Source organism: Pyxidicoccus sp. M6, from assembly GCF_055568925.1.
The window spans coordinates 11852825-11864946 of sequence record NZ_CM145714.1 but is presented as its reverse complement, the minus strand read 5'-3'; the positions used below and the strand labels follow the sequence as shown (position 1 = coordinate 11864946).

Annotated in this window: 9 protein-coding genes; 3 read left to right on the top strand and 6 right to left on the bottom strand. The window is 70.6% G+C overall.

Translation table 11 applies throughout. The annotated features are described in order from the left end of the window. Nucleotides 1-54 precede the first annotated feature (54 nt). The 6 genes from ACVTJA_RS46730 to ACVTJA_RS46705 form a co-directional block, all read right to left on the bottom strand. Nucleotides 55-1929, bottom strand: coding sequence for a DUF7151 family protein (locus ACVTJA_RS46730; RefSeq protein ID WP_465830630.1), 1875 nt, complete (start codon nt 1927-1929; stop codon nt 55-57). Between the two features lie 22 nt (nt 1930-1951). Continuing rightward, the gene (locus ACVTJA_RS46725) at nt 1952-3670 is read right to left on the bottom strand and encodes a caspase family protein (RefSeq protein WP_465830629.1); all 1719 of its coding nucleotides are present in this window, start codon (nt 3668-3670) and stop codon (nt 1952-1954) included. After that, entirely contained in the window at nt 3667-4422 is a 756-nt protein-coding gene (locus ACVTJA_RS46720; protein ID WP_465830627.1) for a hypothetical protein, read from the bottom strand. Before ACVTJA_RS46720 ends, ACVTJA_RS46725 begins: the two co-directional genes overlap by 4 nt. Further along, a complete protein-coding gene (locus ACVTJA_RS46715) occupies nt 4419-5111 on the bottom strand; it encodes an RNA polymerase sigma factor (protein ID WP_465830626.1) in 693 nt (230 codons plus the stop codon). The genes ACVTJA_RS46720 and ACVTJA_RS46715 overlap by 4 nt, the downstream gene beginning before the upstream one ends. A 232-nt stretch (nt 5112-5343) precedes the next feature. Beyond that, nucleotides 5344-5991, bottom strand: a complete 648-nt coding sequence (locus tag ACVTJA_RS46710) for a hypothetical protein (protein ID WP_465830625.1) — start codon at nt 5989-5991, stop codon at nt 5344-5346. A 251-nt stretch (nt 5992-6242) separates the two neighbouring features. Further along, nucleotides 6243-8531: a lamin tail domain-containing protein gene (locus ACVTJA_RS46705; protein ID WP_465830623.1), complete on the bottom strand. Its 2289-nt coding sequence runs from the start codon at nt 8529-8531 to the stop codon at nt 6243-6245. Nucleotides 8532-8771: 240 nt separating this feature from the next. On the opposite strand from ACVTJA_RS46705, the gene ACVTJA_RS46700 reads away from it, so the two are divergent. The 3 genes from ACVTJA_RS46700 to dnaK all read left to right on the top strand — a co-directional run bounded on the left by ACVTJA_RS46700 (nt 8772) and on the right by dnaK (nt 12097). Beyond that, nucleotides 8772-9278: a transcriptional regulator gene (locus tag ACVTJA_RS46700; RefSeq protein ID WP_465830621.1), complete on the top strand. Its 507-nt coding sequence runs from the start codon at nt 8772-8774 to the stop codon at nt 9276-9278. A gap of 95 nt (nt 9279-9373) precedes the next feature. Beyond that, entirely contained in the window at nt 9374-10267 is an 894-nt protein-coding gene (gene grpE / locus ACVTJA_RS46695) for a nucleotide exchange factor GrpE (protein WP_465840686.1), read from the top strand. A gap of 6 nt (nt 10268-10273) precedes the next feature. Next, on the top strand, nt 10274-12097 hold the full coding sequence (gene dnaK, locus ACVTJA_RS46690; RefSeq protein WP_465830619.1) for a molecular chaperone DnaK: 1824 nt from the start codon (nt 10274-10276) through the stop codon (nt 12095-12097). The last annotated feature ends 25 nt before the right edge of the window (nt 12098-12122 follow it).

Here is a 12122-nt window from a genome sequence, read left to right as displayed (position 1 = left end):
CTCTTCTTCTCTTCCGTTCCACGAGGGCGCGGCGGACCGCGCCCCGCGGGGTGCTCAATCACAGGTGGCCGTGCTGTCGTTGCCGGTAATCTGCGCCGCGACGCCGGTGAAGACCTGCGTCGCGAGCGCCGTGGCCCGGCACGTGGGCAGCTTCGGATTGTCCACCACGGTGAAGGTGGTGGCCACGTTTTCCAGCGTGGGGATGTCGACTCGCGCCAGGTTCGCGTTGCCAACCAGGTTCAGCTCGTCCAGCGCTCGCAGCGTGTTCAGCCCCAGCAGGTTCGTCAGGGCCGCGTTGTTCTCCAGGCTGAGGCTTCCCATCGTCTGCACCTGGTCGAGCCCCTTCAAGTTCGTCAGCACCGGGTTGTTGCCCACGTACAGCAGGCCCAGGTGCTGGATGCGCATGAAGTTCCCCAGCGACGTCAGCTGCGCGTTGCCGGAGATGATGAGCGCGTTGTCGATGGTGCTCAGGAGGGGGAACTCGCCCGCGGAGGACAGCAGGGGATTGCCCTGGACCTGGAGCGACCCCACGTGCGTGAGCGCCGTCATCCCGGAGGTGGCCAGCAGCGAGTCGTTGTCCTGCACGATGAGCTGGCCGCCGACGGACTCCAGCCGCGCCACCCCCGCCAGGCTGAGGAGGCCGTCGTTGTCGGAGACGCCGAAATCTCCCCCCACGCGCACCAGGGCCGTGCCGGCCAGCGAGAGCAGGGCCGGGTTGTGCCGGATGGACACGTTGCCGCCCAGTTGCCGCAGGTTCGCGAAGGGCAGCTCCACCAGCGCGTCGTTGTTGTCGACGACGACGTTGCCCGTGAGCTCGAAGAGACGGCTGAATACCCCCGGGTACTCGAGCGCGTCGTTGTCGTTCACCACGATGCTTCCTCGCGGCACCAGGGCGCCGAGGCCGGAGAGGGTGGTGAGCTTCGGGTTGGTCTCCACGTTGACGTTGGTGCCCACCCACGTCGGGGCGCTCGCGTTGTCGCCCAGCGTGAGCGTCGTCAGGTTGGCGTTGAAGTCGACGCGCACGTCCTGCTCCACGTAGCGCAGGCCCGGAAGCTCCACGCGCGTCAGCTCGCTGTTGCTGTCGATGAGGAGCTGGCCCTCCACCGTCGTCAGCTCCGGGAGGTAGACGGCCGTCACCGGCGTGGCGGAGAGCAGGAGCGGGCCCCGGATGCGGGAGATTCGCTCGAGCGCCGCCACGTCCGCCGCGGTCCGGATGACGTAGGGGCCGTCATACGTCAGCAGGCCCTTGCACACCCGGGCGCTCGCGGCCACCTCGAAGTCCTCGAGCGCACCGTCGCCGTCGTCGTCCAGGCCGGCATCCACGCGCGTGCCGCCGTTGGGACAGGCATTGCTGGTGCCCTCCGCCACCAGGCGCGTCTTGACGAGGGCCGGGGCGCTGCAGACGACGGCCAGGGCCTGGCGCTCCGAGTCGCCCAGCGCGCCGTCCAGGTCCAGGTCCACGCCCGACTCCACCATGGCCCCGCCCGACTGGCAGGGGAACGGAGGCCCCTGCAGCGCGCGCACGCGGGTGACGACCTTCTCCGGCTCGTTGCAGCCGTAGACCTCGCGCGTGACCTCGGAGTCCTCCAACGCGTCGTTGCGATTCAGGTCGAGCCCGGCGCGCGTGAGCCAGCCGCCAGAGCGGCACTTCTCCCCCGCGGGTATCTGCGTCACCAGCGCCAGCACGCCGGGAATGGCGGAGTCGCAGAGGTACTCGGTGGTCTTCACCTCTCCGTCGGCGAGCACGCCGTCGTCGTCCAGGTCCAACCCCGTCCGCACCACCTTGCCGCCATGGGCGCAGTGGGCACCCTCCGGCTCCTGGGTGATTCGGCTGAGCGGCTCGTGCTGCTTCACGAGCTGCTCCAGGTCGATGCCATCACAGCCGGCCACCAGCGCCAACAGGCCCAGCCACATCCCCCTCTTCGACACGTGCCTCATCACCCGCCCTGCCTCAGCGCCGCAGCGCCAGCTCGATACCGTAGGACCGGTCCCAGTAGTCATCCCCGCTGAGGGTGACGCGGTCCGCGGACAGCGTGGCCGCCAGCCGCAGACGCAGGCCCGACACCTTCGCCGTCACCCCCGCGGCCGCGTGCGTGGTGAGCACCGCCGGGTCGGCCATGCGAGCGGCGCCCTTCGTCGCCCCCAGCAAGCCCCAGCCCGCACCGACCTCCAGGAACAGCGGCGTGCGGTACAGCCCCTCCGTGCCCACGAGGCCCTGCACCGTGGCGCGGTGCAGGCGGATGCCGTCGCGCGCCACCGGCGTCAGCGCGTAGGTGCCGCGCACGCCGTAATAGAGGTTCGGCGCGAGCTCGGCCCGCAATGCCACGCTCGGGCCCATGGCGAAGGTGTTCAGGCCGAGTGGGGCCCGCGATGCCGTCAGGCCCAAATCCCATCCCCGGGTCTCCGGCGAGCGCAGCATCAGGTGCGGCAGCACGCCACCCTCCGCCGGCGGGAAGGCGCGGCCCAGCTCCACCGGCACCAGCCCGGCGGTGGCCACGTATTGCTCGTAGAAGCCCTTGTCGAGCGGCACCGCGAACAGGCCGCGCCGCAGCGCTTCTTCCGCGGGGCCGCGCTCCTGCAGCTCGCGCGCGGTCATGTTCACCACCCCGGTGGTCAGCTCCGCCAGGGTGATGCGGGCCTCGGCGGTGGGGGTGCGCACCCAGTACACGTCGCGCTCCGGCAGCCGCAGCAGCACGTACTGGTCCTCGGAGCGCCGCACGTCCGCCAGGCGCCGCCCGTCCGCGTCCTCCACGGAGATGCGCGAGTGCTCGAAGCCCGAGGGCAGCGTGAGGCTGGGGCCTCCCGGCGCCGGGCCCACCAGCGGGCGCCGCGGGTCGGCGATGGGGGCGAAGGCGTGGAGGGTGAGCCGCGCCGGCAGGCCCTTCACCGCCTGGAGCGACGCGGACACGAAGGCGCCCAGCTCGCTGTACTCCACCTTCCCGTCGCCGTTGATGTCCGCCGCGCCCATGAGGCCGGAGCGCGCCACGTGGCTGAAGACGCCGGCGCGGATGCGGGACCACTCGTGCGTCTCGCCGTCGTCGCTCTCCGCGAAGATGGCGCCCACGCTGGGCCGGGTGGCCAGTTGCTCGCGCGCGAGCATGCCGCGCAGCTCCGCCAGCACGGCCGCGTCCGTACCGCCGCCGCGGCTGCCCACCACGCCCGAGGCGCGGCACGCGTCCACGATGAGGTGCACGTAGTCCGCGCCGAGCGGGTCCACCACGTCGGAGTAGAAGCTCGACTTGTCCAGCCGGCCGCCCTGGAGCGTGAAGTACGCGCGCCCCGCTTCGTCCGTGTTGCCGTGGCCCACGTAGACGACGAGCACGTCCGTCTGGCGCCCCAGCTCGTCGTCGGCCTGGCTGGCCGCGCGCAGCCGGGCGACCTCGCGCTTCACCTCGTCCGGCGTGGGAGGCCGCGCCCCGGCCAGCACCGGCCGGCCGCCCGCGCGCGTCACCTCGTCCGGGTCCACGAGCAGCGTCGTCTCCACGCCCAGCCGCTGGAGCGTCTCCGCCCACAGCACGCCGTCGTCGTCCGCGAAGCGCAGGTCCGGCAGCGCCGGGTCATCGCTCCCGTTGTGGGCGATGACCAGCGCGCGGCGCACCACCCCTTCCGCCGAGGCGCCGCGGGCCAGCAGCAGCGCGACGGCCCCGAGGAGCAGTCCGAGGTTTTTCATGGACCTTCCTCTACCTTGACCTCCTGCCTGAGCACCACCGACCCCTCGTGCTGCTCTCCGCGCAGGGTCGCCAGGGCCGCGGCCGGGCGGTCCGAGAACGCGGCCGTCACCACCACCACGCCCGCCGTCTGCGGCATGGGTACGGTCAGCTCCAGGGGGCCTTCCTTGCCCAGCGCTCCGGGCAGCGAGAAGGGCCCCGCGACGACCTCCGCCTTCTTCGCGCCGCGCACCTGCACGGCCACGTGGGTGTAGGGCGCGCTGCCGCCGGCGGCGAAGGCCAGCATGGCGCCGGCCTGGCAGGCGTCGCCCGCGTGCAGCTCGCGCATGGGCTTGCCGGCGGCGGAGCAGAAGATGCGCAGCGCCACGCCGGGCATGGGACCGTCGCCCCGCGAGGTGAACTCCTTCGGATTGACGGTGGTCTCGGGCTGGGACAGCAGCACCGCGAGGAAGACGGCCGCCAGCGCGCCGCCGAGCACCGCCAGCGAGGGCCAGCGCGACTGCGCTTCCTGGGGCGCCGCCGCCGCGAGGGCCGCCGCGAGCCCGGCGTCCGTCAGCGCCTGCTGCTCCACGGAGGAGGGCAGGTCCACGTTACCCTCGAGCGCGCGGTGCGCCTGGGCCCAACGCTCGTACCGGGGGCCGCAGCGTGCGCAACCATGAGCGTGGCGCAGCAGGCGGGCGGACTCCTGGGAGGACAGCGCCCCCAGCGACCAGCGCGGCAGACTGGCGTCGATGTGTCTTTCGTACCACCTCATGATGGCATGCTCCCAATCGCACACAGGGCGAGCGAGGCCAGGAGGACTCCCAGCTCCATCCGCCCGGGCTCGGCCGACGTGTCGAGCCAGCCCGAGGCCTTCAGATGCTCGGTGAACTGCGTCCGCAGCCGCTTCTCGCGCACCCGGACCTCTCCTCGGGTGAGCTGAAGCTGCTCGGCGGCGGATTCCTGCGACAACCCCTCCACGAAGCGAAGCTGCGCCAGCGCGCGCGCCTCTTCCGACAGCGCGTCCAGGAAGCGGCGCACCAGCACGCGCACCTCGGTGCCCAGCGCCTCCTCCTCCGGGCTGCGCCCCTCGGTGGGCAGGTGGCCCAACTCCGGCGCGTCATCCATGGGGACGGCCTCGCGCGCCACGCGCCCGGACGCCCGCATCAGGTCGATGGCCGTCGAGCGCGCCACCGTCAGCAGGAAGCCCAGGTACGGGCGCACCCCGTCGTAGGCCTGCCGCATGTTGGGCCGGAAGGCGCGTACGAAGGTCTCCTGGTGCGCGGCGTCCAAATCCAGCGCGGACAGCCCCACCGTCCGCGTGCCCGCCTCACCGCCCACAGCGAACTTCCGCGAGAGGTACCGGAGCACCTCCGGCGAGTACGTCCGATAGACGAGCGTGAGCACGGCCGCGTCCCCCCGGCGGAACGCGTCCAAGACGGACCTGTCGTTTCCTGGCAGCACGGAGTCTCCGTCCCAGGCGAGCCGGCACGGGCACCGTGCCCGCGCCGTCCGGCTCCCTCACGAAAAGGGATACGGAACGGGCTCGAAATCTGGGTTGTCGGCAGAAACGACGAGCCGTCGATTTCTTGAGCGAAAGGGCCCGATTCGTTGCGCGGTGGAGGTCGTACGGTCTTGAACGACCCGGGCGGGCCCCTGCCTCCGCATGCGCGGAAGCAGGGGATGCTGGCCGGGACTACTGCCGCCTGGCGGGAAGGTGTCGCTCCGGGTTGGGCGCCCGGCCGGGCAGGGGCCACGCGGGCCAGGCCGCCGCCCATGCCGTGCGCACCCGACCGAGCAGGTCGTTCCGGACCTCGTCCTCCAGCCCCTGTGTCTGTGAGGGAGTGGACTCCCACCAGCCGTGGTTGCAGAGGAAGAGGGCCGGGCGGGCGTGGATCAGCTCACGGAGCCGGGCCTCGTCGGCCGCGTGCAGGGCCTCCAGTTGCCCCGTCAGCGGCCCCAGCGGCGAGTCCGGGCCCTGGTACGACGCGCCATACCAGACCTCGGTGAAGCGCACCGGGCCCACCAGGTGGGCATTGAAGTCCACCAGCTCCTCCGCGGGCACCCACAGCTCCTGGTGGGCGCGAGCCCCCACCGTGCGCACGGGGTAGCGGGTGGCGAACGCCGCGTCCACGTCGAAGGCGGTGACGAAGCCCACGTGCCCCGAGCCCGCGTCCGGCGCGTTCCAGTCGCGGGCAATCTGCCGCGCGTAGTCCGCGTTCATGACGGGATAGAAGAGGGGCTGGTCCGGCAGCCGGGGCGGGAAGCCCGCGCAGTCAGCGGCCAGCACGAGCTCCGCCTCCTTCAGCCCCACCGGACGGTACAGCGTCAGCGTCTCCACCATGGCGCCCCCTCCTTATATGTGGGGTGCGGCTCGCGGTCTGGAGCGTGTCTCCATGCCGGGCCGACCCCGGGGACGGGAGCGCGCCGCGTCCCCTGACCGCCCGGCCTCCCTGCCGACTCGGGAGACAGAGGTGGGCCATGTGTCCGGTACAGGCCGGAGGTGAAGCGCCGCCTCCTGGAGCGCCGAGTCGCTCGGGCGAGGCGGGGAGGCTGTGGAGCCCACCCGGGCGCCGGAGGTGAAGCGCCGCCTGCCTAGAACGCGGAGCCGTTGGCGCGCTTGCCGGGCGAGGCGGTGAGGCTGGAGTTCAGCGTGGTGTGCTGCACCCAGGTGCCGGTGATGCTGGCGTCCGGGCTCCGGTTGTACGAGGTGCCCTGGAGGGTGTCGCGGTAGGCGCTGCTGTCCTGCACGGTGCCGTCCGACAGGACGAGGTACACCGTGTCTCCGCTGCTGCCCACGTTGACGCCGCGGTTGAAGCGCAGCCCGTCGCCGCCGCTCGCGTAGGCGACGTTGCTCACCCCCGCCGGCACCGCCGAGGCGCCTCCGTAGACGGTGTACACCTTGCCCGGCTGCAGCACGGTGCCGGCCGGGAAGACGTGCCGCACCGGCTCCGCGCCGCTGTACGACTTGTCGTCGTGAATCTTCCAGCCGCTGATGTCCACCGCCGTGCTGCCGGTGTTGAGCACCTCCACGAACATCTGGTCGTAGTCCGGGGCCGGGGGATTCGAGCCGGGCAGGTTGTTCGGGTGGGGCAGGTACTCGTTGATGAAGACCTGCGCGGCGGCGTGGTTCAGCACGAAGGTGTTGTCGCTGGCGTCGAAGAAGGTGGCGTCGCGCGTGTCGCTCACCCGCACGCGGGCGCCGCCGGAGTTGTCCGAGGGCACCGTCCACGTGTAGCGCCCGGTGGCGGCGGACACCGAAGCGACGATGTCGCGCCACGTGGTGCCGTTGTCCACCGAGTACTGAATCTTCACCGTATCCACGCCATTCGCCGTCCAGGTGATGGCGTACGTGGTGCCGGAGGTGAGCGTCTCCCCACCGTTGGGCGCGGTGACCTTCAGCGCGCGCGCGGCCTGCCCGAAGTCGTAGCGGCTGATGACGGGGTAGTGGTCGGACGTGGAGGAGCTGTAGCTGGCGATGGTCGGCCTCAGCACCTGGGCCGAGTTGGCGACGTAGTTCGTGGCCATCTCGTTGGTGGCGAGCTGGTGGTCGATGAACGTGCTGCGGCCCACCGTGCTGCCGATGCCGGCCAGCGACATCGCCTGGGTGATGAAGGTGTAGCGCTGCGTGTCGTTGACGAAGTTGCGGAAGGGCGTGTCGTACTTCGACTGGGTGGACGGGTTCGTCGTCGTGGACACGTCCACGTCGTCGTTCCAGTCGCCCACTATCATGGCCCGCTGCGTGGGCAGGTTGGTGTCCATGTAGCTCTTGAGCCAGCCGGCCGCGGCCAGGCGCCGCTGGTACTCCTCGGTGCCCGCGAGCGCCTTCAGGTGCACGACGAGCGCGGTGAAGTCCACGCTGGAGCCGCCCCGGGTGACGCGCAGGTCCACCCGCAGCGGCGGCCGCCCGGCGAAGTCGAAGTCCTTGTCCACCAGCACGACTTCCGCCTTCAGCACCTTCACCACGTCCGACTTGAAGAGCACGCCGAGCTTCTGCTCGGTGGAGGTGTAGTAACCGGTGCCGGCGGACACGCGGGTGCTGTCGTCCGAGAGGAAGCCGTCGTACCCGAGCCGAGCCTTCAGCTCGTTGAACTGCGCCGTGCTGACGATTTCGCCCAGGCCCCAGAAGTCCACGCCCGCGTCGGCCAGCACGGCCTCCGCGTTGGCCAGCTGCAGCGGCTCGTCCGACGGGCCGTACAGGGTGTCGCCGAACCACTCGATGTTCCAGTTGCCCACCGACAGCGGCAGGGTGGTCGGCGGCGGGCCCGCGTCGGGCTGCTCTCCCGGGCCCACCACCTCCAGCCCGCGCCACGACTCGGACGTGGCCCCGCTGGCGTCCTGCACGCGCAGGGTGAAGGAATAGATGCCGCGCCCCTGCGGCACGCCGCTGAGCACACCCTCCTGGGTGAGCGACAGGCCCGACGGCAACTGCCCGTTCACCACGGACCAGCGCAGCGGCGGCCGGCCTCCCGAGCTGGCGAAGACGTGCGAGTAGCTGGTGCCCACGATGGCGCCCGGCACGGACTCGTCCCCCAGCACGGGCGCGGGCCACACCTTCAGCTCCCAGGTGCGGGTGTCCTCGCTGCCCACTGCGTCCCGGACGCTCACGGTGATGCTGAACTCGCCGGACTCGGTGCCCGGGCCGGTCAGCTTCGCGTCGGACGCGTTGAAGGTGAACCCGGGCGGCAGGCGGGTGGCCGCATAGTTCAGGGGTGCGGCGCCTCCGGTGGCCGACAACTGCGTCTCGTAGGTGACGCCTACCGTGGTGGCGGACAGCTCGTTGGTGGGCAGCCGTGGGCCGTCCGTCGGGTCTCCGCGACCTTCGGGACAGGCGGACAGCAGGACGAGGACGGCGAGCGTCCCGACCACTCGGGCAGACAACATGTCGGCGGGCTCCGGCAGGGCTTCGGTGGGGTGGCCCGAAGTGCGCAACACTCTAGCGCTTCTCCGCTCTCGCGTGCACGAGGCGTGTAGCAAGGTGTTCACGTCTTCCAGTAGCCGGAGCAATCACCGTCGCGCTCGTGCGTGACTCCAGAAAGCCTGGGAAGGTTTTGCGCCCCAAACGAGCGCGCGGTGCCATGATTCATGAAGGGGGGCCCCGCCGCCCCACGGAGGACACAGCACATGGCCGAGAAGTGGGACAAGCAGCTGATGGACTTCCTCAAGCGCACCGGCGACGAGCTCAAGCGCACCACCGAGGACCTGCGCGGTGAGGCCCAGCGCCTCCTCAAGGAGGTGAAGGACCCGGAGAACCAGACCCGCGTGAAGGAGGGCCTGGAGCAGCTGCGCACCTGGGCCGCCACTACCAGCAAGGTGGCGACGGAGAAGATCGAAACGGCCGTGCGCCAGGTCGAGGGCGCCGTCGAGCGCGCCTTCAAGCCCGAGGAGTCCGGCCAGCAGGCCGAGCCCCCGAAGGCCGGCGCGACTTCCAGGACGGCCTCGGCTCCAGCCTCCGCCACCGCCGGCGCCCCGAAGTCGGAGGGCCGCGCGGCCAAGAAGGCGGCCCCCAAGTCCATCGGCCGCAAGAAGGCCGCCTCCAAGGGGGCCGCGTCCAAGGGCGCCGCCAAGAAAGCCGCATCGACTTCCAAGAAGACGATTGGCCGGGCGAAGAAGCCCACCGCCGGAGCGTGAAGTTCCGCTACGTGTGAAGCCAGCCCGCTCGCACCCCAGGTTTGGGTTCTGCCAGTCGTTTCCCTGAGTTGGAACAGCCCCGGGTGCGTGACATAGTGCGCGCCGTGGCCGGCTCGAACGAGAAGGGCAGCATCCAGACGGACATCGGGCAGGACGTCATCGACGCGGCGGTCCGCAGCGTCGAGCGTCGCATGGACGAGGACGACGAGGTGACGGTCATCGAGGTGGAGGCCCCCGGGGCTTCCGCCGACGAGTCCGCCGCCGACGCTCCTCCGCCCGAGGAGAGCGCCAGCGCCCCCGCCGCCGAGGCGACGCCCGAAGAGGTGGCGGCGCTTCGCCAGGAGGTGGAGTCCCTCAAGGCGCAGCTCGAGTTCAGCCAGGCCAAGGCCCGGGAGACGCTGGAGCGCCTGCGCGAGACGCACGAGCGCACCAAGGACGCGCAGGAGCGCACCATCCGCGCCGCCGCGGACCTGGAGAACTACCGCAAGCGCGCGCAGAAGGAGAAGGAGGAGGTCCAGCGCTTCGGCTCGGAGAAGCTGCTCAAGGACCTGCTCCCGGTGATGGACAACCTCGACCGCGCGCTCGACGCCGCGGCGAAGTCGCCGGACATCGACAGCTTCCAGAAGGGTGTGGCCATGACGCGCAAGTCCTTCGAGGACGCGCTCGCCCGCCACGGTGTGAAGTCCTTCAGCGCGAAGGGCCAGCCGTTCGACCCGCGCGTCCACGAGGCGATTCAGCAGGTGGAGACGGCGGACGTGCCCGCGGGCCACGTGGCCTATGAGGTCGTTCGTGGCTTCTACCTGAACGAGCGCCTGGTGCGTCCGGCCATGGTCGTCGTCGCGCGCCCGCCCGCCGAGGCCCCCGCGCCCGCCGCGGCGCCCGCGCCTGTCGCCACCGAGTCCGCGGAGGCCGCTCCGGCCACCGCGTCCGCATCCGAGGGGACTCCTGTTCCCCCGCAGACCCAAGATTCTTCGGGGGGGAGCCAGTAAACCGTCATGGGCAAGGTGATTGGAATCGACCTTGGGACGACCAACTCGTGCGTCTCCGTCATGGAGGGCGGCGAGCCGGTGGTCATCCCGAACAGTGAAGGCAGCCGCACCACCCCCTCCATGGTGGGCTTCACCGACTCCGGTGAGCGCCTCGTGGGGCAGATTGCCAAGCGGCAGGCCATCACCAACCCGGAGAACACCGTCTTCGCGGTGAAGCGGCTCATCGGCCGCAAGTTCGACTCCCCCGAGGCGAAGAAGGCCATCGGCGTGAGCTCGTTCCGCGTGGCGCCCAGCCCCAACGGCGACGCGTGGGTGGAGATTCGCGGCAAGGGCTACAGCCCGCCGGAAATCTCCGCCATCGTGCTGATGAAGATGAAGCAGACGGCGGAGGACTACCTCGGCGAGCCCGTCACCGAGGCGGTCATCACCGTTCCCGCCTACTTCAACGACAGCCAGCGCCAGGCCACCAAGGATGCGGGCCGCATCGCCGGCCTCAACGTGCTGCGCATCATCAACGAGCCCACGGCCGCGGCCCTCGCGTACGGCCTGGACAAGGTGAAGGACGGCGGCACCGAGCGCATCGCCGTCTACGACCTCGGCGGCGGCACGTTCGATATCTCCATCCTCGAGCTGAACGCCGGCGTCTTCGAGGTGAAGAGCACCAACGGCGACACGTTCCTCGGCGGCGAGGACTTCGACCAGCGGCTCATCGACTACCTCGCCAAGCGCTTCGCCGAGCAGAACAACGGCCTGGATTTGCGCAAGGACCGCATGGCCCTGCAGCGCCTCAAGGAGGCCGCCGAGCGCGCCAAGCACGAGCTGTCCAGCGCGCCGGAGACGGAGGTCAACCTCCCGTTCATCACCGCCGACGCCAGCGGCCCCAAGCACCTCACCGAGACGGTGGACCGCGCCACCTTCGAGGCGCTGGTGGCGGACCTCGTGGACCGCACGATTGAACCGTGCCGGATTGCCCTCAAGGACGCGGGCGTGACGGCGCAGCACATCAACCAGGTGCTCCTGGTGGGCGGCATGACGCGCATGCCGCGCGTGCAGCAGAAGGTGAAGGAGTTCTTCGGCAAGGAGCCGCACAAGGGCATCAACCCGGATGAAGTCGTGGCCGTGGGCGCGGCCATCCAGGGCGGCGTGCTCAAGGGCGAGGTGAAGGACGTCCTCCTCCTGGACGTGACGCCCCTGTCGCTGGGCGTCGAGACGGCGGGCGGCGTCTTCACGAAAATCATCGACAAGAACACCACCATCCCCTGCAAGAAGAGCCAGGTGTTCTCCACGGCGGTGGACAACCAGCCGCTGGTGAGCGTGCACGTGCTCCAGGGCGAGCGCGAGATGGCGGCGGACAACAAGACGCTGGCCCGCTTCGAGCTCGTCGGCATTCCGCCCGCGCCGCGCGGCGTGCCGCAAATCGAGGTGTCCTTCGACATCGACGCCAACGGCATCGTCCACGTCGGCGCCAAGGACCTCGGCACCGGCAAGGTCCAGCAGGTGCGCGTGGTGAGCAACTCCGGCCTGTCCGAGGCGGAAATCCAGGGGATGATTACGGACGCCCAGTCGCATGCGGCGGACGACAAGAAGAAGAAGGAGCTGGCGGAGCTGCGCAACAACGCGGACGGGCTCATCTACACGACGGAGAAGAGCCTGGAGGAGTACGCCAGCCTCCTGTCGGAGAAGGACCGCGAGGAAATCAAGTCGGACCTTGAGCGGCTCAAGGGCCTGCTCAACACCACCGACGCAGGCGCGCTCAAGGACGCCTTCCAGCGTCTGGAGGGCAGCGCCTACCGCATCGCGGACGCCATCTACACGGGTCAGGCGAGCTGATTCGTCCGGTGCCTCCACCGGGCGC

What these genes read in the sequence shown, in the direction of transcription:
- ACVTJA_RS46725 (WP_465830629.1), bottom strand. Translation starts at nt 3,670, where the DNA reads ATGAAAAACCTCGGACTGCTCCTCGGGGCCGTCGCGCTGCTGCTGGCC.
- ACVTJA_RS46710 (WP_465830625.1), bottom strand. Translation starts at nt 5,991, where the DNA reads ATGGTGGAGACGCTGACGCTGTACCGTCCGGTGGGGCTGAAGGAGGCG.
- ACVTJA_RS46700 (WP_465830621.1), top strand. Translation starts at nt 8,772, where the DNA reads ATGGCCGAGAAGTGGGACAAGCAGCTGATGGACTTCCTCAAGCGCACC.
- dnaK (WP_465830619.1), top strand. Translation starts at nt 10,274, where the DNA reads ATGGGCAAGGTGATTGGAATCGACCTTGGGACGACCAACTCGTGCGTC.
- ACVTJA_RS46720 (WP_465830627.1), bottom strand. Translation starts at nt 4,422, where the DNA reads ATGAGGTGGTACGAAAGACACATCGACGCCAGTCTGCCGCGCTGGTCG.
- ACVTJA_RS46705 (WP_465830623.1), bottom strand. Translation starts at nt 8,531, where the DNA reads ATGTTGTCTGCCCGAGTGGTCGGGACGCTCGCCGTCCTCGTCCTGCTG.